This is a genomic window from Streptomyces sp. FH025, assembly GCF_017427025.1.
Classification (GTDB): Bacteria; Actinomycetota; Actinomycetes; order Streptomycetales; family Streptomycetaceae; genus Kitasatospora.
The window spans coordinates 1-21,961 of sequence record NZ_JAFLNG010000050.1 but is presented as its reverse complement, the minus strand read 5'-3'; the positions used below and the strand labels follow the sequence as shown (position 1 = coordinate 21,961).

19 protein-coding genes and 1 pseudogene are annotated in these 21,961 nt (G+C 71.4%); 11 read left to right on the top strand and 9 right to left on the bottom strand.

Annotation, left to right across the window (positions count from 1 at the left end):
- Window positions 1-174: 174 nt before the first annotated feature.
- Together J0670_RS38990 and J0670_RS38985 are read left to right on the top strand one after the other, a co-directional pair.
- A pseudogene (locus J0670_RS38990) lies at window positions 175-507 on the top strand (amidohydrolase); the annotation flags it as partial.
- A gap of 27 nt (window positions 508-534) precedes the next feature.
- Window positions 535-864, top strand: coding sequence for a glycoside hydrolase family 95-like protein (locus J0670_RS38985; RefSeq protein ID WP_243436594.1), 330 nt, complete (start codon window positions 535-537; stop codon window positions 862-864).
- Between the two features lie 298 nt (window positions 865-1,162).
- Here J0670_RS38985 and J0670_RS06230 read toward each other — a convergent pair whose 3' ends face one another.
- On the bottom strand, window positions 1,163-2,548 hold the full coding sequence (locus J0670_RS06230; protein WP_207810365.1) for a hypothetical protein: 1,386 nt from the start codon (window positions 2,546-2,548) through the stop codon (window positions 1,163-1,165).
- A gap of 96 nt (window positions 2,549-2,644) precedes the next feature.
- Window positions 2,645-3,574, bottom strand: a complete 930-nt coding sequence (locus tag J0670_RS06225; RefSeq protein WP_207810364.1) for a LysR family transcriptional regulator — start codon at window positions 3,572-3,574, stop codon at window positions 2,645-2,647.
- Between the two features lie 98 nt (window positions 3,575-3,672).
- On the opposite strand from J0670_RS06225, the gene J0670_RS06220 reads away from it, so the two are divergent.
- The 3 genes from J0670_RS06220 (at window position 3,673) to dnaK (ending at window position 7,124) form a co-directional block, all read left to right on the top strand.
- Window positions 3,673-4,164 carry a GNAT family N-acetyltransferase gene (locus tag J0670_RS06220; RefSeq protein ID WP_243436593.1) on the top strand — a complete coding sequence of 164 codons (492 nt, stop codon included), beginning with the start codon at window positions 3,673-3,675 and terminating at the stop codon, window positions 4,162-4,164.
- A 600-nt stretch (window positions 4,165-4,764) separates the two neighbouring features.
- Complete coding sequence (locus J0670_RS06215) at window positions 4,765-5,268, top strand: hypothetical protein (protein WP_207810363.1); 504 nt, start codon at window positions 4,765-4,767, stop codon at window positions 5,266-5,268.
- Window positions 5,265-7,124, top strand: a complete 1,860-nt coding sequence (dnaK, locus tag J0670_RS06210) for a molecular chaperone DnaK (RefSeq protein ID WP_207810362.1) — start codon at window positions 5,265-5,267, stop codon at window positions 7,122-7,124. The genes J0670_RS06215 and dnaK overlap by 4 nt, the downstream gene beginning before the upstream one ends.
- 123 nt (window positions 7,125-7,247) lie before the next feature.
- Here dnaK and J0670_RS06205 read toward each other — a convergent pair whose 3' ends face one another.
- Both J0670_RS06205 and J0670_RS06200 read right to left on the bottom strand, forming a co-directional pair.
- Window positions 7,248-7,562, bottom strand: a complete 315-nt coding sequence (locus tag J0670_RS06205; RefSeq protein WP_207810361.1) for a dTDP-glucose 4,6-dehydratase — start codon at window positions 7,560-7,562, stop codon at window positions 7,248-7,250.
- A 108-nt stretch (window positions 7,563-7,670) separates the two neighbouring features.
- Window positions 7,671-8,195, bottom strand: coding sequence for a helix-turn-helix transcriptional regulator (locus J0670_RS06200; RefSeq protein ID WP_207810360.1), 525 nt, complete (start codon window positions 8,193-8,195; stop codon window positions 7,671-7,673).
- 307 nt (window positions 8,196-8,502) lie between these two features.
- Between J0670_RS06200 and J0670_RS06195 the strand changes: the two genes are divergently transcribed.
- Window positions 8,503-10,908, top strand: a complete 2,406-nt coding sequence (locus tag J0670_RS06195; RefSeq protein ID WP_207810359.1) for a helix-turn-helix domain-containing protein — start codon at window positions 8,503-8,505, stop codon at window positions 10,906-10,908.
- A gap of 306 nt (window positions 10,909-11,214) precedes the next feature.
- On the opposite strand, the gene J0670_RS06190 is transcribed toward J0670_RS06195, so the two are convergent.
- Window positions 11,215-11,607, bottom strand: coding sequence for a hypothetical protein (locus J0670_RS06190; RefSeq protein WP_207810358.1), 393 nt, complete (start codon window positions 11,605-11,607; stop codon window positions 11,215-11,217).
- 620 nt (window positions 11,608-12,227) lie between these two features.
- On the opposite strand from J0670_RS06190, the gene J0670_RS06185 reads away from it, so the two are divergent.
- The 3 genes from J0670_RS06185 to J0670_RS06175 all read left to right on the top strand — a co-directional run bounded on the left by J0670_RS06185 (window position 12,228) and on the right by J0670_RS06175 (window position 14,718).
- On the top strand, window positions 12,228-13,334 hold the full coding sequence (locus J0670_RS06185; RefSeq protein WP_207810357.1) for a hypothetical protein: 1,107 nt from the start codon (window positions 12,228-12,230) through the stop codon (window positions 13,332-13,334).
- Window positions 13,335-13,415: 81 nt separating this feature from the next.
- Window positions 13,416-13,619, top strand: a complete 204-nt coding sequence (locus J0670_RS06180) for a hypothetical protein (RefSeq protein WP_207810356.1) — start codon at window positions 13,416-13,418, stop codon at window positions 13,617-13,619.
- A gap of 181 nt (window positions 13,620-13,800) precedes the next feature.
- Window positions 13,801-14,718 carry a hypothetical protein gene (locus J0670_RS06175; RefSeq protein ID WP_207810355.1) on the top strand — a complete coding sequence of 306 codons (918 nt, stop codon included), beginning with the start codon at window positions 13,801-13,803 and terminating at the stop codon, window positions 14,716-14,718.
- Between the two features lie 22 nt (window positions 14,719-14,740).
- Here J0670_RS06175 and J0670_RS06170 read toward each other — a convergent pair whose 3' ends face one another.
- Window positions 14,741-15,397, bottom strand: coding sequence for a DUF4913 domain-containing protein (locus J0670_RS06170; protein WP_307806399.1), 657 nt, complete (start codon window positions 15,395-15,397; stop codon window positions 14,741-14,743).
- A gap of 47 nt (window positions 15,398-15,444) precedes the next feature.
- Window positions 15,445-16,014, bottom strand: coding sequence for a dienelactone hydrolase family protein (locus tag J0670_RS06165; protein ID WP_207810354.1), 570 nt, complete (start codon window positions 16,012-16,014; stop codon window positions 15,445-15,447).
- A 240-nt stretch (window positions 16,015-16,254) separates the two neighbouring features.
- Here J0670_RS06165 and J0670_RS06160 point away from each other — a divergent pair, with 240 nt between their 5' ends.
- Both J0670_RS06160 and J0670_RS06155 read left to right on the top strand, forming a co-directional pair.
- Window positions 16,255-16,542, top strand: coding sequence for a hypothetical protein (locus J0670_RS06160; RefSeq protein WP_207810353.1), 288 nt, complete (start codon window positions 16,255-16,257; stop codon window positions 16,540-16,542).
- A gap of 169 nt (window positions 16,543-16,711) precedes the next feature.
- On the top strand, window positions 16,712-16,879 hold the full coding sequence (locus J0670_RS06155) for a hypothetical protein (RefSeq protein WP_207810352.1): 168 nt from the start codon (window positions 16,712-16,714) through the stop codon (window positions 16,877-16,879).
- Window positions 16,880-17,392: 513 nt separating this feature from the next.
- Here J0670_RS06155 and J0670_RS06150 read toward each other — a convergent pair.
- Together J0670_RS06150 and J0670_RS06145 are read right to left on the bottom strand one after the other, a co-directional pair.
- The gene (locus J0670_RS06150) at window positions 17,393-21,457 is read right to left on the bottom strand and encodes a trypsin-like peptidase domain-containing protein (RefSeq protein ID WP_374223069.1); all 4,065 of its coding nucleotides are present in this window, start codon (window positions 21,455-21,457) and stop codon (window positions 17,393-17,395) included.
- A 106-nt stretch (window positions 21,458-21,563) separates the two neighbouring features.
- Window positions 21,564-21,961: CU044_2847 family protein (locus J0670_RS06145; RefSeq protein ID WP_279382955.1), on the bottom strand; the 398-nt coding region annotated here is incomplete at its 5' end.

Sequence of the window (21,961 nt, the reverse complement as noted above, 5' to 3'; positions counted from 1 at the left end):
TCACCGTCCACGACCTCCCGACAGCCCCCGCCCCGTAACGGGTCGGTCACCGGCGGCCGTCCAGCCCCGTGAAGTGAATGGCCTGGGCGGCCATCGGCGTGCCCTGGAGCGGCAGTTGGCGCCCGGCGCCGGCGATGCTGTACGCCTCGACCACCCGGCGATACGGCCGAAGGGATCGATCCCGCGCCCGGCATCGCCGACACCCTGGCCGAGCTGCGGCAGGGGCCGGGTGGCGAGCACCTGGTCGGCCTGCGCCACCTCGTCCAGGGCGAGGCCGACCCGGTCTGGCTCGCCCGGCCGGATGTCCGGCGCGAACTGCGCGCGGTCGGCGCCGCCGGCCTCTGCTACGACCTGCTCGTCCTGCCCCGCCAACTCCCGTGCGCCATCGAGACCGTACGAGCCCTCCCGGAGCAGCCGTTCGTCCTCGACCACCTCGCGAAGCCGCCGGTCGCGCGCGGCGAATCGGAGCCCTGGGCAGCACGACTGCGCGAGCTGACCCGTGAACCCAACGTCTTCTGCAAGCTCTCGGGCCTGGTGACCGAAGCCCTGCGGCTGCTGCCCGCCCTGCCCCCGGCCCGGCCCTCCGGCGACGTCCACGGCCTGCGCGCCCGGGGCGGGCTCACCGTCGGCCTGAGCTGGCGCCGGGGCCTGCTGACCGGGGCCGAACTGCGGGCCGCCCGGGACACCACGGTCGACCTGTACCTGCCCGAGCGCCACGGTCGGCCCGTCCTGACCGACCACGAGGGCCGGCCGGTTGCGTCCGTCGCCGTCCCCGGCGACGCGCGGCGCTTCCGGGTCCGCCTGTCGGCGGGCGGCCGGTACCGGCTCGCGTACCCGGACCCCGGCCCGGACGTCGGGCACTGAACGGCGGCACGCGCCATACGGGGTGCGGAGGCGCCGCTACCGCCGCTCGGGCGGAGGCGGGATCGTCGCGATGTCCGGTGCGGGTTCCGGCCGGACCGGCAGCACGGGACAGGGCGCGTGGTCGACGACGAAGCGGGCCGCGGCGTCGAGGATGTGCGGCCCGAGGCGTCGGCGTTCCGTCTCCGCCCTGATCGGCTCCGTCCGGCACCCGGCCGGAGGGGAGTCGGTGGCCCGAGCCGCCGACTCCCCGCCCCGGCGCACCCCGCCACCCCGCGCACCACGGGCGCGAGGCGTCGGCTCAGCGGCGGAACAGGCCACGTCGCTTCGCCCGCGGAACGCCCGTCGCGACTTCCGCAGGCGGCGCGTCGAGGAGGGCCGTGACGGCGTGGAGGAAGGGGCGGGCCTCGGCGGTCATGCCGGTCCGGTGGAGGCGGTGGCGGCCCGCCGCCTCCCACTCGCCCAGTACCGCCCCGCGCTCGCCGGTGATCGGGTCGACCGCGTACTCCAAGGTGAAGGCCCGCTGCGCGGAGCCGTCGCCCGGCCAGGCCAGCACCACCGCGAAGGCCTCCGTCGCCGCCCGCGGCACCGGGAGGGCGACGAGGAGCATGCGGTGCCGCACGGCCTGGACGAACCCGCCCCGCAGGCCCTCCGGCTCCAGCCGGTGCTCGACCGGCAGGCTCGCACCGCACTCCTCCCAGAGCCGCCGCAACTCGCCGTCGAGCCGTTCCCCGGGCACCGCGCCCAGGTGGCCGAGCGAGGGCAGCAGGCGGTGCGCGAAGCGGTAGTGGTGCGGCCTCGGCCCGGGCAGGTCCGCTTGCCCCTCGGCCAGCCGGGTGACCGCCGCAACGACCTCGTCCACCTGCACGAGGCCCAGCAGGCCGTCCTCGTCCACCTCGGTGAGCGGCGTCAGCTCGCCGCCGCGCCACCAGTAGGTGTGCCGGGACAGCGGGGCGGGGGACTCGTCGAACTCCCGGGCGGCCGCCTCGATCAGGACCTGCAGGACGTTCGGAACCTGGACGTCGAACGGCGCGAACAGCAGCCGGAACGCCGTGGGGAAGGCCACCACCGCGCCGTCCGGCGGCAGTTCCCGCCCGGAGACCTCGCGGTAGAGGGCGTCCAGGACGAGGACCCGGCTCCCCGTCAGCGCCGAACCACCCGTGATGACGTGCAGGCCGCCACCCTGCCCGGTCGACCGGAGCTCGTGCCGCTCCACGGGCAGCCGGGCCAGCCGCGCCCGCGCGGCCTCGCGCAACCGGGACGCGTCCCCGAGTTCGGCGACGGCGGCCCCGGTCAGCACCTGCCAGCCGACGGGGGACTCCAGCGCCAGGAACTCCATCATCCCGGGCGCGACTTCGAGCGCGTGCGGGTGCCGCGCGGCGTCGGCCAGGGCCGTGGCGTCCAGGAGCAGCGGGTAGAGCCGGGCCGCCGTCTCCTGCGGCGAGCCGGCGTCCCCCGCCATCGGCCCCTGGACGGCGGCGACCAGTTCGCGGACGTGGGCGCGGACCAGCTCCCGCGGCGGGACCCCCGGCCGCTGCTCCACCAGTGCCAGGAGCCCTCCGAGCCCGTAGTCACGTCCCTGCGTGTCGCGGGCCACGTCCCCGTGCAGGGTGACCTCGGCCCCGAACTCCGCGAACGCCGCCCGCACTTGCGCGGCCAGCTCCGGCTCCAACTCCCGACGTGCCATCGTGCCCTCCCGGCTCGCGACCTGCTCCGCCCCCCGAAGTCGCAGGGTACTCCGCCCGGTTGACCGGGGCCGACGTCGGCCGAAGGCCCGCAGTGCTCAGCAGACCGACGCGGCCCCGTCGTCCGACCCCCCATCCCCTCCCGCCACGGATTCGGACACCGCGACGAAGGCCCGCACGAGGGGGCGGTCGTCTCCTCGGCGGGTGGCCAGGAAGACCTGGCTCATGGTGGACGGCCCGGCGAGTTCGAGGCGCCGGGCGCCCTCGGGGAGCAGCGTGGTGACGCTGTGGGGGGCGATGGTGACGCCCAGGCCGGCGGCGACGAGCATGATGATGGTGTGCCAGTTCGAGCACTCCTGTGCGATCCGGACGTCGTTGCCGGTGTCGCGGATCGGCCGGGTGTTCACCTCGAAGGCGCGGGCTCCCGCCGAGCGCGGGAACAGGATCAGGGGGTCGGTGGCCAGTGCCGCCGCTTCGACCTGGTCCCCTTCCGCGGCGGGGTGGTCGGCGGGGACGACCGCGACGAACCGTTCCGTCGCCAGGAGGGCGAGGTCGATGTCGTCGCGCTCCTCGGCGTCGCGGACGATCCCGATGTCGGCCGTGCCGCGTTCCAGGGCGGTCAGGACGTCGACGGTGAAGCCGTCGTGCAGCCTGACCTGGACGTCCGGGCGGTGGAGGGAGAAGGCACGGAGCCGTTCGCTGACGATCGCGGCGGCGGAGGTGATGAAGGCGACGTCCAGGCGGCCGGCCTCGCCGCGGCCGACCCGGCCGGCCTCGTCCAGATCCGCGGCCAGCCGGCTCAGGAGGTCCCTGGCCCGCGGCCGGAACGTCACCCCGGCGTCGGTGAGGCGGACGCTCCGGGAGGTCCGCCGGAACAGCTCGACGCCGACGATCCTCTCCAGCTGCCTGATCTGCTGGGACAGGGCCGGCTGGGCGATGTGCAGTCGGCCGGCGGCGCGGCCGAAGTGCAACTCCTCGGCCAGTGCCAGGAAGTAGCGCAGATGCCGGAGCTCGATTCGCTGATCCATATTTCCAGCTTATGGATGGCGGCCGGTGTACGTATTGGACACATGAGTCGGCGCGGCCGCAGGCTGGCGTGGTGTCATCCAGGAAGGAACCCGCCCCCATGCCGTACGCCTCCGCCCCGCCCGTGGTCTCCTCGATCGCCTCGCCGAGCGACGCCGACGCGTTCCGTGCGCTGAACGAGGAGTGGATCTCGCAGCTGTTCACCCTGGAGGAGGCGGACCGGGCCGTGCTCGGGGATCCGTTCGGCCGCATCGTGGACCCGGGCGGCGACGTGCTCCTGGCCCGGGAGCCGGGAAGCGGAACCGTCGTGGGGTGCGTAGCGCTGCTGGCCCACCCGGACGCCGTGTTCGAGCTGGCGAAGATGGCCGTCACCCCCGGCGCGCAGGGGCGTGGCATCGGCCGCCTGCTCGTGGCCGCGGCGATCGGCCGGGCTGGGGAACTCGGCGCGGCCCGGCTGTTCCTCGGCACGAACAGCAAGCTGGCCCCCGCCGTCCACCTCTACGAGGACGCCGGGTTCGTGAGGATCACCCGCGACCGGCTCCCGGTGGCCGACTACTACGCCCGCGCCGAGATCCTCATGGAACTGGGCTGAGGTCCCGGGCGCGGCCTCGGGGCCGCGCGTGGGTGCGGACGGCCGGCCGGGTGGGGACACGGCTACGGCTACGGCACGTCGTCGCGCGGACCGGCTCCGTGGTGGGGCCGTTCAGGACGGCAGGAAGCGGGTGTCCGGGCCGCGGTGGACGGAGTCCGGTGGCGGGCCGGTGTACCCGGCGGCGCACGTCAGGACGAGAGTGACCGGCCACGGCCGGCGGCACCCGCGCAGCCACCTCGACTCGTCTCTCCACGGTCGGCAGGAACGATCCCGTCTGGCGTTTTGCCCCTATGCCACCGGGCACCAGCTCGATATGGGAATGGGGTGCCCCGAGCCGGCCGGCGGACCCGCCGTACGCCCGCCGAGGGGCTCGCCGCCTTGCCAGGACTGCGGGCGCCACTGGGTGGAGGGCCGGCCCGCCGGCTGATCCCGATGCCGTCGGACGCGCTCGGCACGCTGCGCCAGTCGATCGCCGATGCCGCCGGTCACCGGCCGGCGGGAGCGGCACGGTGCGCCGCCGCTCGGTGCCGGGGCCCATGCCCAGCCGGGCCGTGTCGGAGTGAGACCGGCACCGCCCCGAGGACGAGGAGGCACGAGGCGATGGCGAGGCTGACCGTCGAGGGCGGTGACCTGGTGCTCCGACTCTCCTGGTGGGAACGGCTGGTGACCGGGACCGCACCGGTTCGGGCGCCGCTGACGGCGGTCGAGGGTGTGACGCTCCAGCGGGAGCCGTGGCGGGTGTTCCGCGGCTTCAAGGAGAGGGGCCTGCTGATTCCCGACCGCCTGTGCCTGGGGGTCTGGCGGCATCCCGGCGGGCGGGACTTCCTCGCCCTGAGCCGCCCGCGCGCCGGTGAGGCCGTCGTCCAGGTCGACCTGCGCCGACCCTCGCCGTTCGCCCGGATCGCCGTCCGGTGCTCGCGGGCGCCGCGTGCGGTGGCCGAGCTGCGTGCGGCGGTGGATCGGTCGGATGATGCGACGACCGGCTCGGGTCAGGAGCCGGCTGGTCCGGACGGTCCAGGGGCGGGGCCGGAGTCCATCGGGCTGCCAGGTGGCCGGTACGAGGTACGGGACCCAGGCTGGGCAGGAGAGGAGGCCTGGCGATGACACGCGCGGTTGGCATTGATCTGGGGACGACGAACTCGGTGGTGTGCCTGTTGGAGGGGGGTGAGCCGACCGTCATCACGAACACCGAGGGTGCGCGCACCACACCGTCCGTGGTGGCCTTCGGCAAGGGCGGTGAGGTGTTGGTCGGCGAGGTCGCCAAGCGGCAGGCGGTGACCAACGTCGACCGTACGGCCCGCTCGGTGAAACGGCACATGGGCGAGGGCGACTGGCGCTTCCCGGAGCAGAACGACGTGGACGGCAAGCGCTACACGGCGCAGGAGATCTCGGCCCGGGTGCTGCAGAAGCTGAAGCGCGACGCCGAGTCCTACCTCGGCGAGGACGTGACGGACGCGGTGATCACGGTACCCGCCTACTTCAACGACTCCCAGCGCACCGCGACCAAGGAGGCCGGCGAGATCGCGGGCCTGAACGTGCTGCGGATCATCAACGAGCCGACCTCCGCCGCCCTCGCCTACGGCCTGGACAAGGAGAACGACCAGACGGTGCTGGTCTTCGACCTCGGTGGTGGCACCTTCGACGTCTCCCTGCTGGAGATCGGCGAGGGCGTGGTCGAGGTGAAGGCCACCAACGGTGACACCCACCTGGGCGGCGACGACTGGGACCAGCGCGTCGTCGACCACCTGGTCAAACAGTTCAAGAACGGCTACGGCGTCGACCTGTCCAAGGACAAGATGGCCGTTCAGCGTCTCCGGGAGGCCGCCGAGAAGGCCAAGATCGAGCTGTCGGCCGCCTCCGAGACCTCGATCAACCTGCCGTACATCACCGCCTCCGCCGAGGGCCCGCTGCACCTGGACGAGAAGCTCACCCGCGCCCAGTTCCAGCAGCTGACCGCCGACCTGCTGGAACGCTGCGAGCGGCCGTTCCACCAGGCGGTGAAGGACGCGAAGGTCAAGCTCGCCGACATCGACCACGTGATCCTGGTCGGCGGCTCCACCCGGATGCCAGCCGTCACCGACCTGGTGAAGAAGCTCACCGGCAAGGAGCCGCACAAGGGCGTCAACCCTGACGAGGTCGTCGCCATCGGCGCTGCGCTCCAGGCCGGTGTCCTCAAGGGCGAGGTCAAGGACGTCCTGCTGCTGGACGTCACCCCGCTGTCCCTCGGCATCGAGACCAAGGGCGGCATCATGACCAAGCTCATCGAGCGCAACACCACGATCCCGACCCGGCGCTCGGAGGTCTTCACCACCGCCGACGACAACCAGCCGTCGGTGAGCGTGCAGGTCTACCAGGGCGAGCGGGAGATCGCCGCGTACAACAAGAAGCTCGGCATGTTCGAGCTGACCGGCATCGCACCCGCGCCGCGCGGCCTGCCGCAGATCGAGGTCACCTTCGACATCGACGCCAACGGCATCATGCACGTCGGCGCGAAGGACCTCGGCACCGGCCGGGAGCAGAGGATGACCGTCACCGGCGGCTCCTCCCTGCCCAAGGACGAGATCGACCGGATGATGCGCGAGGCCGAGCAGCATGCCGAGGAGGACCGCCGCCGGCGCGAGACCGCCGAGACGCGCAACCAGGGTGAGCAACTCGTCTACGCCACCGAGAAGTTCATCGCCGACAACGCCGACAAACTCCCGGCGGACGTCAAGACCGAGGTCCAGGCAGCCCTGGCGGAGCTCAAGGACAAGCTCAAGGGCCAGGACACCGCCGCGATCCGTACGGCGAGCGAGAAGGTCGCCCAGGTCAGCCAGAAGCTCGGCCAGGCCATCTACGCCCAGACCGGCGCCGACACGGCGAGCAGCGGCCCAGGTGCCCCGGGCGGCCCGCGGAGCGAGGAGGAAGTCGTGGACGCCGAGATCGTCGACGAGGACGATCGCAAGGGAGGCGCCCCATGACCGCACCCATCGGCTGCGCCGTCCGTCCGATGGCGAAGCACGATCATGCAGGGAGTCGGGAGGCGCTCTACCGGCGGATGGCCGAGATCAGTGCGCCGGGCCGCTCCTCGCGCTGCGGCGGTGCTACGGAGTGGTGCCGGTGGTGCCGGCGGTGCCCGGGCGGTCTCCTGTCATCTGCTCGAAGCAGGCGCGCCACGAGCCTTCCTGCGGCCGCCAGCCGTAGGCCGTCTCGGCGAGCGTGTTGTCCGCGCCGCGCGCCCAGCCCGGTCGTCCGTGGCCCGGGGCGGGCGTCGGCGCGCCGAGTGCGCGGGCCAGCGCCGGCATCCAGTCGCGGGCCGCAGCCGGTTCGTCGTCCACCACGTTGACCGCACCACTGGGCCAGTCCAGCGCGGCGAGTGCGGCCCTCGCCGCGTCCGCGACGTGGAGGAACGACGTCACCGTGTGGTCCGCAGCGAGTTCGCTCGACGGTGCTGCGTCTCCTGTACCGCTGCCTGTCGAAGCCGGGCGGTCGGCCGCCTGGAACTCGTCGACCGCGGTGTGGCCGTGTTACGGACTCGGCCAGGAAGAGGTGATCCGGTCCGGGGAGTCCGGGGGCATGGCGTCGAACAGCGTGAAGACCGTCAACCGGGTGCCGTCGTTGGTCTCGGCGCGGATGGCTCGGTACCGGTTCCCGGCCGTGTCCCGCACGGTGATGGGGCCGGTGCCGGCTCCGGCGAGTATCAGCGTGACGACCAGCGTGTCACCCTTGGTGACCGGGCTCTTGATCTGCGATGAGTCGCCGGTCGTGGCGGCCACGTCGAGAGGGGAGGCGGCCAGCGGGGTCGGCGCCGGTGGCTCGACCGACTGCTGCCGCACCTGGATGCGCTGCCAGGCGGCCCGCCAGCGCGTGAGCTCCTCCGTGGGCGCGCCGAAGGCGGTGGCGAGTGCCAGCACCCGTGCCAGGGGCGGGAGTCGGCTCCGCTGAGGGCTCATGTCCCCCGAGAGGGTGCTGCGCGGAAGGCCGGTGCGGCGCTCGAGTTCGCGCAGCGACGGGTTGCCGGACCACGCCTTGAAGGCCCGGAGCCGGCACACGAACTCCTGCGCCGTGGTCGCTCCACCCGGATCGGGCATCGTCGCCGGAGCCCGGTTCGGTAACCGGTCCGGATCCCCGTACATGTCTCGCTCGGTCACATGACCCCCCCTCGAGTGATCGGTCCGATCGACCGATCGCGGCGTGTGTGCCGGGGACCATCCTGGCCAACACCAACTGACCACTCCATGGCGTTTCCTTGGCGTTCTATGATGAACCCTTGTCAGGGACCCGCCAGGGTCGTGGGTCAGAAGTCACCGGCGGGGGACGCGTTCGCGGCGCCGGGCCGTTCCTGCCGCCGTCGTTCCCGTGGATGACCACCCGTCGGAGGCGATCGTGCTGGGGGATTTCGGAACGCTGCTGCGACAGTACCGGTACTCGACCGGGTGGACGCAGGAGGAGCTCGCGGAACGGTCAGGCATCTCGACGCATGCGATCAGCGTGCTCGAGTCAGGACGGCGGCGGCCTCGCCTGTCGTCGGTGGCGAGGCTGGTCGCGGGCCTGGGGCTGGACCCGGCCGACCGCGACCGGCTGCTCTCCGCGGCACGCGGGGAGTCGGAGCCGCAGCCCGGCAGGGAGCCGGTCGAACGCGTGGTGCCCCGGCTGCTGCCCTACGCCGTCCCGGACTTCACCGGACGGCGAGGCGAGGTGGACCGGCTGCTGGCCCTGGCCACCGGGCCGGCCGGCGCCCGGGCCCGTCCGCTGGTGATCTCGGCCATCGACGGCATGGCCGGTGTCGGCAAGACCGCCTTGGCCGTCCATGTCGGGCACACCCTCGCCGGCCGGTTCCCCGACGGGCAGCTGTTCGTCGACCTGCGCGGTTTCACTCCGGACCAGCCGCCGCTCGAACCGGGCGCCGCGCTGGCGAGTCTGCTCCGGGCGGTCGGTGTCAGCGAGACCGCACTGCCGTCGCACACCGAGGAGCGCGCCCGGCTGTGGCGCAGCCGGGCGGCGGGCAAGCGGTACCTGATCGTGCTGGACAACGCCGTCGACGCCGAGCAGGTCCGCCCGTTGATCCCCGGCGGCCCGCGCTGCCTCGTGCTGGTGACGTCCCGGCGGCGCGTGCCCGCACTGGACGGGGCGGTCAGCGTGCCCCTGGACGTACTGGGCCATGACGAGGCGGTGGAGCTGTTCGCCCGGATCGCCGGCCCGGACCGGGTCGCGGGCCATGCCGCCACCGTGGACGAGATCGTCGCACTGTGCGGAAGACTGCCGCTGGCGCTGCGGATCGCCGCCGCCAGACTGGCCCATCATCCCGCCTGGACGCCCGTCGAGTTGCTGCAGCGGATCCGGCGTCCACAGAAGTTGCTGACCCAGCTCTCCGACCACGACCGGAGCGTCGCGGCGGCCTTCGTGGACTCCCATCACGCCCTCACCCCGGCGCAGCAGCGCGCGTTCCGGCTGGCCGTGCTGCATCCCGGCGAGGACGTCACGCAGCACGCCCTCGCCGCCCTGATCGACGCACCGCTGGAGGAGACCGAGGAACTCCTGGAGTCGCTGCACGACCACCACCTGCTGATCGAACGAACGGCCTTCCGGTACACCTTCCACGACCTGCTGCGCGCCTTCGCCGGTGAACTGCTCGCCCGGGAGGAACCCGAACACCTCCAACGAGCGGCGCTCATAAGGCTGTTCGACCACTACCGTCACACCGCCGCCTCGGCGATGGACCTACTGGCCCCGCTGGAACGGCATCACCGACCACAGCCACCCGCGCCCGGCGGTACCCCCCTGGTATTCGCCGACCGGGCGGACGCGGCGGACTGGCTGGCGCGGGAGCAGGCCAACCTGCTGGCTCTCGCCCGCCATGCCACCGACGCCGACCTGCCGGAGTACGCGGCGGACCTGCCGGCGATCCTCTGGCGCCACCTCAAGCGCCACATGCCCGCCCACGAGGCACTCGGGCTGGGCGTCCGCGCCGTGCGGGCCACCCGGCAGCTCGGCGATCCGGCCGGTGAGGCGGCCGCGCTACGGCATCTCGGGCTGGTCCAGTACCAGCTCGGCGACTTCCCGCAGGCGCTCGACCTCCTCCACCAGGCCCTGGAGATCCAGCGGAGGACCGGCAACCGCAACGGTGAGGCCCATGTCCTGGCCAACCTGGGCCTCACCCTGACCCGGATGGGGCGTCTGGAGGAGGCCCTCGACCACCAGCGGCGGGCGCTGTGGCTCAGCCGGGACATCCCCGAGCCGGCGGTCGAGGGGATCGTCCTGCTCAATCTGGGACCCACGCTGACCAGACTCGGGCAGCTGCAGGAGGCCCTGGACTACCACCGTGAGGCGCTGGACCACCACCGGCGCGGCGGCAACCGCCTGGGCCAGGCCATAGCGCTCAACCAGTTCGGCGAGCACCAGCAGAAGCTGCAACGCCATCCGGAGGCCCTCGACCTGTACCAGGAGGCGCTGGATCTGCACCGGGACCTCGGCGACACTTTCGGTCAAGCCGAGTCGCACACCCTGCTTGGCGACGCCCTGTTGGCCATGGACGCTCCGGCGAGCGCCCTCCGGCACTACCGGGCTGCGATCGAGTTCCTGCCGCACACCGGTGAGCGGTACAACCTCGGCCGCATCCACTTCGGGCTGGCGCGCACGCACCGGCGCCTGGGAGAACCCGGCACCGCTCGGAAGCACGCCGAACAGGCCGTAGAAATCCACACCTCGCTGAACGTCCCCGAGGCGGCCGAAGCCCGGGCCCTGCTCGACTCGCTGGCGGAGTGAACCGGACGGCGTCCCGCTGCCGTCGCGGCCTGGGCCGAGGTCGTGGCGGCCAGGCCGAGCGTGGCCGCTGTGGGGGCGATGGCCGTTGCGCGTTCGGCAGTGGTGGTGATTCGCACGGTTCTTTTCCTGTGGCGAGCTCCGGCCCCGGGACGTGGACCTGGGTGGGGGATCGAATCTCGGACTACCTCATCGACGTCATCTTCCCGGCACAGCCGGATGATCGAGGTCGTGTCCGGCCGTGGCCGAAGCCGAGCAGTGGGAGCGGACCCGCAAGGGCCCGCTCCCACCTCACTCACCACACCTGGCTCAGTTGATCGGGCCGCAGGCCCAGGTGTTGTTGTTGGCGGTGTCGATCAGACAGGCCTCCAGGCTCTGGCCCGGACCGTCGTAGTACCACGGCGACGGGTCGCTGCTGGGGGTCGCGCCGGCGGCGCCCAGCCACTTCCAGGCGTTCCGGTCGAAGACACCGAACAGACAGTGGCCGGGGTTGGCGGTCGGGACGATGTTCATCCAGTCGTGGCCGCCACTCCACAGCGTGATGTTCTCCACCGCCTCGCAGCCGCCGGTGCCGAACCTCCAGCTGCCCTCGACGGTCTCGGTGGCCTGGGCCGAGGTCGCGGAGCCGATCCCGATCGCGCCCATCGCCGCCGCGGCGATCGCGGCGGCAGCGATGCGCTTCCTGGTCCTGGTGAATCGCATGGTGCTCCTCCAAAAGGTCGGTTCCACCCCGGGGTTGGCGCCGGGAATACCCGAACCTCAGCAGCCGGGGCAACGGAGGACAACGGGTCGAGCACTAGCTCGGACGATCCCGGACGCCCCCGGACACCGTCCGGACAGCGCCGAGCACCTCTGGAGCCGGTCTGCGTGTGTCACTTCCATCCGTTGCTCGGCCTGAACCCCCAGCGTGGCTCACGCCAAACGGCGCCTGCGGTTCCAGCGGCTCGGCCGCCAACGCCTGCGGCCTCAACGCCGCTGGCAGTATCAACTCGATTTCCAGAAAACTGAATTCCACGTGCAGGGAGTCGCTTTTCACCTTCTCCGCATGCGACCGGGCGGGGCCCGTGAACGCCATGCCCGGTCGATGCTCATCCAGTCCATGGTGTGAACTGGCTGGCCAGGATTTGACGTAGTGCTCGATCGAGCAGGGGAATTGGCCGATGAGTTGGGACACGGCGGTCGCGTTGATCGGTAAACGTGCGGCAGGCGTGTGCTACACCGGGAACACCCGTACCGCGAGCGGAGCGGCGCTCGCCCGGAACGCTTCACTCATCGTCAGTGCAGGTAGACGCATATGCGGATTGTCGTGTGGGAGATGACGGATGCGATCACTGCAGCCGGCGGAGCAGGAGGATCTCATTCTCGGTATTCCTCCAACGAATGATCAGAGGATCTGGGAGCGGCTGGCCGAGGAGAACGCAGTCTCGGCCGGACTCGTAGGGAACCGGACGGCGGATTCCGGAACGGATGTCCGGTTGGCGCATACACAACCGGAATCCGGGACGCACGAGCCCTCGGCAGTGAACGTTCGGGCGGCATGGGTGGATGAGCTGCCCTTGTGGGCCGGACAGGGAACGGTTGAGCCGGAAGGTGCTCGGCTGCCGACGGACGGGGCCGGGCTGCCCGATCTCAAGGCGCAGCTACGGGAAGTGGTGGCGGCCTGGAAGGAGATCGTGCCCGAGGGGCGCAGCACGGCCGACGACCTGCGACTGGCCCTGGAAGCCGATGTCGAGGCGCTGCAGGTCCGGTGGCAGCTGGTCGCCGTGGCCCCGGGAAGGCGCGCGGGGCCGGTCACCGAGCGGGCGACGGTTCGCCCTGCGGCAGAGCAGGGCGCGGCGGCCGTCAACGCGGCTTTCCGCGATGCCGATCGGTGTGCCGCAACCCTTCACGGCGTACCGGAGTGGCAGCGACTTCGGGCCGTGCGAGAAACGGTGGGTCATCTGTGGCGAACCCTTGCGGTGGGGGCGGGGGAGTACGTCGGTCGGCTCTTCGCCGATCGTCGTGTCTCCGAGTTCCTTCGCAATGTGTCGATCCACGCGTGCGAGACGATCGCCCGGCTCGCCCTCCTGGCCGCTGACCATCTGCGTCGTGGCCAGATGGCGTTGCCGAGCGCGGAGACTCTCCTCGCACTCGGCAACGCGGCAGGTGCCTACACCATGTCCGCCCGGGGTCAGGTCGGCACTTTCGCCTCTGAGGCCGGACCGCCATCCTTGACCGTCGATGTTCCCGCACTGCGGCGGATGGGCGAGGCGCTGCAACGGCCGGGCCCGATGCCCGCGCAACCCAGGAGCGTCTCGGCGAGCGCGGCCCTGGCAAGGTCGGCCCGCCGGCTCCCGAAGCGGCCGGTCGCCGCCACAGGTGAGCAGCCCGCGCACCTGCGGCGTGGCGGATCGTCCGTCCAGCCGGGACGCAAGCCCAACCAGAGGTGAGCCGAGGCCTGCAGCGAGCCCAGTGTGTTCACACTTTCCGCTTGCCGGTCTCCGTACTGCCACCCGACCTGAGGACCGATCATGAACCCGAACTCAGAGCAGCCGGACGTCGAGCAGGTGGCCGCCGTCGCCCTGAGGAGCGCCGCCGCATACACGCTTGCGGACCTGGCTGTCAGCGACGACCGCTACGACCAGATGGCAGCCATCATCGCTGCCTCATTCGCCACCGAGGCGCCCCTCGGGATCACTGTCGGACAGTGGCAGGTAGATGGTCGACCTCGCTGACGCACTCGACGAGCTCGCCCGGTGCTCGCCGGACATCCAGCAGCTGCGGGACCGTCACATGGCCGCCCTCCACACCCGAGACGCCGCCACCGCGCTGCGCAACGCCCTGCCCGTCGAGCGGGGTGAGGTGCCCGTTCCTTTTCCGTCGTTTGACGTTCAGTCGCTTTGGAGTATCGACCCCATGAACCTGAATCCCCACGGTGCCCAGGATGCCGAGCAGGATGCTGCCGTCCTTCTGTCGTACGCGATCACGGCTGCGCACGATCTGGCCGACCTCGCGGTCCAGGACGACCGCTACGACCAGCTGGCCGCCCTCGCCGCCGCCTATGCCAGCCAAGCGGGCGCCTATCTGCCGCTGCCGGACGTTTCCCCTGCTGACATGGACGGCGGGATCGACCATCACGATCTGATCCGTCAAGCGGCCCTCGGCAGCGCGCTGCAGATCTCGGACCCTCGCTTCGTCCGGGAGGCCGAGTTCGTCGGCGTGCGGCTCGGCCGGGCCCTCTTCTCCGACGGCTGGACCCACCGCGACGGCGCACGGCGAAACCCCCGCGCCGCCGACGACATCGTCGCCACGCGGACCGACGCGGCACATCTCCTCGCCGCCCTCCACGCCGTCCCGGCCGCCGGGCAGGTCCTCGCCGAGCACACACCCTGGATCGCCGCAGCCGCGGTCGAACACGGGGTCTTCCTCAGCTCCGACCCCGCCCACAACCCCCGTGGCAGCACGTCGGCCGACCGGTTCCAGGACGGCTGGACCAGGTGGTACCCGGCGATGCCGCAGCAGACCGCCGCGGTGACGGAGGCCTACAATGCGGCCCGCCAGGCGTCCGCGGCCGCCCAGGCCGCCACCGCCCGGGCCGCGGACGCCGCAGGACACCCCGTCGACCGCGCCGTGCTCGACGCCGACCGGCGCCGAACCCTCGGCTTCACCGGAGACCCGGCCCGTGACGCCCGACGCCTGAACACCGATGCCGCCCGCGCCCGCAGCACGACAACGCGACGTCCCCCCGAGCCCGCGCCACTGCCGGGGCACCGGGCCGCTGAACTGGCCCGGGAGGTCGGCACCCGTCACCCGCAACGCGGGAGGACGAGATAGGGCAGGCCCGCACGGGGCCGGGTCAGTCGGCTGATCCTTCGCCATCCGTGTAGCCATCCATGTACCAGACGCTGGGCACTCGGCCGGGGAGCCGGTGCCCGGTGCGGTGCTCGCCCTTGGTGCAGCCGGCGAACGGCCCGGCCGGGCCGCGCAGGTCGGCGATGTGGGGCCGGTAGTGGTCGCGGTACCAGACGCTGGGCCCGGTGTAGCCGCAGGTGGCGGGATCGGTCAGCTCCTGCCAGGCCAGCCACATCGCGTGCAGCACGCCGACGGTGTCCCCATGCTCGATCCACCGGTGGCACCACCGGGCGTCGGCGGACACCTCGCCGAGGCAGCCGGGGACGAGGACGCCCTCGACCCACTCCGCGAGCAGCCTCAGGCGTGCCACCGCGCCGACCAGCCTCAGGAGGTCAGCGGGCTGGCGGGGGTGGGCGAGAGCGATGCGGATCAGGAAGGGGACGGCCAGGGCGCCGGTGGCGAAGGGGCTATCCTCTTGCCAGGTTCTGGCCCACAGCGTGTGCAGGGCCTGGTCGGCGGTCCCGGTGTCGCCGAGGCGGATCTCCTCCAGCAGGACGGGCAGAGTCCTGGCGGGGGCGCGAACGTGGTCGAACCGGGTCCAGGGCACCGCGTCGTAGCGTAGGTTGTCCTTGATCGCCGGGGTCATGGCGGACACGGCCACGCGTACGTCCTCCGGCGTGCCCTCGCGGGACTCCTGCCAGGAACTCCTCACCGCGCGTCGAGGAACTCGATCACGCGCCGCGTCAGGAGCGCGGAGGCTTCCGGGTCGTGGGACGCCAGCGAACCGTCCGCGAACAGGTGCTGTTCTCCGGGGTACAGGAACATCTGAGCGTCGGCGGAGCCGGAGACGAGCGCTTGGGCGGCTTCGAGATCCTCGGCGAAGAACGGGTCGGCCTCCTTCGCGTGCACCTGTACCGGCACGCCGCTGGGCCAGGCCGTGCCGAACTCGGAGACCGGGACGCAGCCGGAGAACAGCAGTGCGCCCCGGGCGCCCGGCCGGGTCTGTGCCAGCTTCTGGGTGGGGAGCACCCCGAGGGAGAAGCCCCCGTAGACGATCCCCCGAGGCAGGTTCTCGGCCGCGCGGACGCCCCGCTCGATGATCTCGCCGAAGCCGACCCGCTGCGCGTAGCCGACGCCCTCCTCGATGGTGTCGAACGTGCGCCCGTCGAACAGGTCGGGGGTGTGTACGGCATGCCCGGCCGCCCGCAGCTCGTCGGCGAAGCCGAGGACGCCGGCGGTCAGCCCCTGCGCGTGGTGAAACACGAGGATCTCTGCCATACCTGAGCCGCTCCCCACCCCTTGACGTCAACCTCAGCCCGTTGCACGAACGATCAATGATCCTAGAACGTGAGTTCGATCCATGTCGATGGGTGCCCGGCTCGGATTCCAGCTCCGGGCCTCAGCGTCGCGTCTCAGCGTCGCCTGACCGGGCCGGGATGTCGGCATCGGCCGGCACGATGCCGACCATGGTGAGAACACTGCATTGAGGGCTTTTCCGCGACCGACCAGCCGATCTCCATGCCGACCACCAAGTTCGTCGGCCAACCCGTGCGGCTGACAGACCCGCAGTGGCCGATCAGCGCGGCATGGGACCGGCCGATGCGGTTCGTCGGCCAGATCGAGTTGGGCCCGGTACTCGGAGCGGCCGGCCACGGGAAGATGGCCTACGTCTTCGTGACCCATGCCGATCACGAAGAGGACTTCTTCGATCCCGACATCATCGACCCCGACGGCGGCGAGAACGCGGTGATCGTGCAGCCGGGCGGGGACGCGGGGGCCATGCCGGCCAGGTGCGCCCACTGGTGACCGGACCCGGGCTCTACGGCCGTGACGGGTCGGCAGCGGAGTTCACCCTCGGCCTCCGCCCTGTCGCCGAGCCAGGGTTCATGACGGACGAGGAGTTCGAAGCTCTGCCTTCTGCCGACCGGGACCGCTCCGTCGAGCGGATCGACAGCGACAAGATCGGCGGACACCGTTGTTCATCCAGGACGACGAGCGGCCGGAGGGCGGCCCCCGGCGGTTGCTGCTGCAACTGGACTCGAACTGGGTGCCGTACCACCTCAACCTCGGCGCGTCGCCGAGGTTGTTCGCCTTCGTGTCCGAGGACGGCGCCCGGGGCAAGCTGCTCGTCCAGGACTCCTGAACCGAAAAGGTCAACCGACCGAATGAGGCCGGTCAATCCGACGGAATGTCGGGTTGACCGGCCTCGTTGCTTGCCGGACGTAATCGGGTCCTCAGCCGTTCCGCAAGGACCCGATGCGCTTTTGCAGGCCAGATGAGGTGCTGAGGGCGGGGTGGATCAGCTGCCGGCCTGGTCCGGGGTAGGCAGCCCTTGGGAGCCAGCCACAGGGGTTGCGGTGCTCATTGCGGTCGGAGGGGCGGCGGTGGGCGGGTTGGCCGTCGAGCTTGAGCGTGTCGAACCTGGCCGCGAGCTTGTGAAGGTTGGCGTGAGCGATCTGGAAGGAGAGAAAGAGGGACTGGGCGGCGATGCCGCAGGTGCGGCTGCGCCACGTTTTCGCACCACCACACTGGCCCGCTGGCCAGCACTGACGAGTCGATATAACTTCTGGGGAAGTGGAGCCCACGCTCATCCGGCACGACAGACAGCTGGGTCACCTACAGGCCCGGAACTTTGATCAGCGTTGAGCATGCTGCGTCAGCCTGCTGGACACACGGGGCCGATTGACTGGCCCGACAGGTACGCCGCCCGTTCCTGCGGCGTGAAATCGCGGTTGACGGTGCGACAGATCTTCTGGATTGCTGCGGCGGGTCGGGGAAGGATGGCGTTCCATAGCCGCGCCGTGTGGTCGCGGCTGCCGGTGGCGAGGGTGCGCCCGTCAGGGCTGAACGCCACCGACCATACCCAGGCGGTGTGGCCGGTCAGGGTGATGCGGGGCACGCCGGTAGCGACATCCCACAACCAAGCGGTGCTGTCGCGGCTGCCGGTGGCGAGGGTGCGCCCGTCGGGGCTGAACGCCACCGAGGACACCCAGTCGGTGTGGCCGGTCAGGGTGGTGCGGGTGGTGCCGGTCGCAACGTCCCACAATCTAGCGGTGTGGTCGTAACTGCCGGTGGCGAGGGTGCGCCCGTCAGGGCTGAACGCCACTGACCACACTCCGTTGTTATGGCCGGTCAGGGTGGTGCGGGTGGTGCCGGTCGCAACGTCCCACAATCTAGCGGTGTGGTCGTAACTGCCGGTGGCGAGGGTGCGCCCGTCAGGGCTGAACGCCACCGAGGCCACTGTGTCAGTGTGGCCTTTCAGGGCGGTGCGGGTGGTGCCGGTGGCAAGGTCCCACAGCCGCGCCGTGCCGTCTAAGCCGCTGCTGGCGAGGGTGCGGCCGTCAGGGCTGAACGCCACCGAGACCACCTCGTCGGTGTGGCCGCTCAGGACTGCGCGGGTGGCGCCGGTGGCCACATCCCATAGCCGTACGGTGCGGTCCTTGCTGCCGGTGGCGAGGGTGCGCCCGTCGGGGCTGAACGCAACCGCCCGTACCTGGTCGGTGTGGCCTTTCAGGGCGGTGCGGGTGGCGCCGGTGGCCACATCCCATAGCCGCACGGTCTGGTCGTTGCTGGCGGTGGCGAGGGTGCGCCCGTCGGGGCTGAACGCCACCGAGTTCACCTGTGCGGTGTGGCCGGTCAGCGCGGTGCGGGTGGTGTCGGCGGTCATGTCCCACAGCCGCGCCGTGCGGTCCTTGCTGCCGGTGGCGAGAGTGCGCCCGTCGGGGCTGAACGCCACCGAGACCACCGGGCCGGTGTGCCCGGCCAGGCTGGTGCGGATGGTGTCGGTGGTCGTGTCCCACAGCAACACGGTCTGGTCGTACGTGCCGGTGGCGAGGGTGTGTCCGTCGGGGCTGAACGCCACCGACCACACCCCCTCGGCATAGCCGGTCAGGGTGGTGCGGCTGGTGCCGGCGGCCGTGTCCCACAGCCGCGCCGTGTGGTCGCCGCTGCCGGTGGCGAGGGTACGCCCGTCGGGGCTGAACACCACCGAAAACACCCTGTCGGTGTGCCCGGCCAGGGTGGCGCCGGTGGTGCCGGTGGCAACGTCCCACAACCGAGCGGTCTGGTCGTTGCTGGCGGTGGCGAGGGTGCGTCCGTCGGGGCTGAACGCCACCGAGTTCACCTGTGCGGTGTGGCCGGTCAGGGTGGCGCGGGTGGCGTTGGTGGCCGTGTCCCACAGCCGCGCCGTGTGGTCGCCGCTGCCGGTGGCGAGGGTGCGTCCGTCGGGGCTGAACGCCACCGAAATCACCGCTCCGGTGTGGCCTTTCAGGACTGTGCGCGTGGTGTGGGTGGCCGTGTCCCACAGCCGCACGGTCTGGTCGTTGCCGCCGGTGGCCAGAGTGCGCCCGTCGGGGCTGAACGCCACCGAACTCACCGCTCCGGTGTGGCCTTTCAGAACTGTGCGGGTGACGCCGGAGGCCACGTCCCACAACCGCACGGTCCGGTCGCCGCTGGCCGTGGCGAGGGTGCGCCCGTCGGGGCTGAACGCCACCGAGTTCACATAGTCGTTGTGGCCGACCAAGCGGTGCCGGAGTGGGAGGGCTGCCGCGCTCTCCAGGTTTGCGAGGGATTCGGGAGTTCGGCTGATGTGGTACGCCTGAATGGCCAACAGCGAGGCGAGATCCGGGCTTGCGTCCATGAGCTTGCTGGACTGGGCGGCGAGCTGCTGGGATTGGATGGCCAGCTGCCGGGACAGGGCTTGCTGCTGTGCGTCGACCGCTGTCCGCCACTGCCAGAAGGTTCCTCCTGCGGCGAAGAGCGCGACGACGAGCAGGGCGGCCAGGATCGTGTTGAGGCGTCTGCGGCGCCGGATGGCGGCCTGTTGGCGTTGGTTGCTGGCGGTGAGAAAGTCGGCGATGTCGCTTGGCAGATGGCGTTGGTGTGCCCATTCGAGGCCTTCGGCGAGTGCGGTGCCTCCGAGTAGGTCTCCGGGATCGCGGCCTCCCTCAGCCCAGCGGGTACGCCGTTTGCGAGTGGTTTCGAGCCATTCCTGGAAGCGGTGGTCCTGGTCCACCCACCGGTGCAGTGTGCCCCAGTCGCGGATGAGTGCGTCATGGATCAGTTCGGCCACCGGCTGCCTGGCGGGGACATCGGACCCTTCAGGGGCGCGGGGCGTGTAAGTGGTGATGATGCGATGCCGGGTGAGCGCGGCGACGACATCGTCGATGGCTCTGTCGGTGCCGGGAGCGGCAGAGGTGTTGGCTGCCAGCTCGCGCAGTTCCCGCAGGGGAAGCTGTTCGCGGACGGCGGGAATCTGGTAGCCGGGCTCCGCTGGTCGGACCAGGGAAGTGAGGATCCGTTGCGCGATGGGCAGATGATCGGGAGGTATCTGGTCGAGCGCGGAGTCGCACCAGGTGGTCAGACTGCCGGTGACTGCGCCGATGCGCCGGTAGGCGTCGTGGGTGAGGTACCCGTCCTGGCGCCGCTGCCACAGCTGGCTGAGCGTCAGCTCCAGCAGCGGCAGCACGGTGACGGGCGCCTGCCCGGACACTGCTCCCTCGGGGGTGGTGGCCAGGACGTCGGCGGTGATCCGCTCGGGCAACTCGGGCTCGAAGTGGGCCCCCACGTCCTCGGCGGGCAGCGTGATGATGTCGTGGAGGTCGTCCCGGCTCAGGGTGGCCGGCAGGTTGAGCAGCCCAGGCAATGCGGCTTCGAGCAACTTGGGGGCCCAGGCGGCCAGTTGGGGATAGAAGTCGTCGCGCATGACCAGGATCACGCTGAGCTGGGCGGGTGAGTCGGCCACCGCGGTGAGCTGCTCCGCGACAGCCAGGCGGTTCTGCTGCTGATCGTTGGCGGACGGGATGAGGAGTTCCTCGAACTGGTCGATGACCAGGAGGACGCGCCGGCGGGTCGGGTCGGCCGCGAGTCTGCGGGTGACGGCTGCGGTGATCCCGTCCGTGGTGGCCCCGGGCAGTCCGGCGCGTTCGAGTTCGGAGAGCAGGTTCTGTCGCGGTCGGGCGATCACGGGCAGCCATCGGTCGCTGCCTGGCAGCTCTCCGGCGGCCAGCGCCGGCAGGACACCGGCCTGGATCAACGATGACTTGCCTGAGCCGGAGGGTCCCAGCAGCAGCGTCAGCCGCCGCTGCCGGGCCAGGTTCGCCAGTACCTGCCGCACCGCTTCTTTCCGGCCTTCGAACCAGTGGGCGTGTTCCGCGGTGAACGGCTCCAGCCCGCGGTAGGGGCACACGTCCCGCAAGGCCAGTTCGGGCCAGATCTCCCGCAGCACCTGGGTCGGGGTGACGTAGGCGATGCCCTGCCCCCTCTCGTAGTCGTCGGGAGCGGTGATCTCGGTCAGCATGCCGATGACCAGACCGGTCACCTCGTCGAGGACCGGCCCGCCGCTGAACCCCGTCGTCAGGTCGTTGGCCGCGGTCAGCTGCAGATGCGCACCCCTGCTCTCGGTGGCCGGCAGCAGGTCACCGGCCACGCCGAAACCGAAGTGCCCGCCCGGCGGGGCCTGGGCGGGGAACCCGAACGAGCGCACCTGATGGCCCCGACAGCCCGTCGAAGAGCCCAACGGCAACGCCGTCGCACCCGACAAGGTACTGCTCAGCCGTACAACGGCCACGTCCTCGCCGTCCGGGGCACGCCACGCGTCCTCCACAACGTGTCCCTCGGCCTGCGGCGCACCTTCCACGTGAGGGAAGAGCAGCCGCACCCCCGTACCGGGCCCGGCCCCGGCAGCATGTACGACGTGCGCACAGGTGACCAGGACGTCCACACCGACCAGGAAACCGGCCCCGACCACCTCACCGGCCGGTCCAAGGATCTGAGCCACAGCACGGACCAGCCCCGATGTGCGGCCGCTGTCCGGTCCGCCGTCGACGTCATTCACTGGACATGCCCGAACCCTCAGCGCCCGGGTAACCGGGGCGATTCCTGTTCCACATCATGGTCACCGTCAGGTGGCAGCTGGTACCACTCTTGGTGATCACGGCCCCGGCCTCGACCGCGAGGTCGATCCCGAACTCGATGGTGATCCCGTCAGGGCCTGCCCTGCGCAGTTGGTCGAGTATGGCGCGGGCCGCGTCGGTGACCGGTTCCAGGGCCCCTTGCAGGCTGCGTGGCAGGTCATGAATGGCATCGGTGACGCGGCCGGCCTTCACCGGCCCCTCCGCCGCACCCAGCACCTCGACCAGGAAGCAGCCCCCGCCCTCCAACGGAATCCGAGCCAGGGCTGCCAAAACCTCCTCCTCCACGTGTCGTGCTCGTCGTCGGCGCCGAC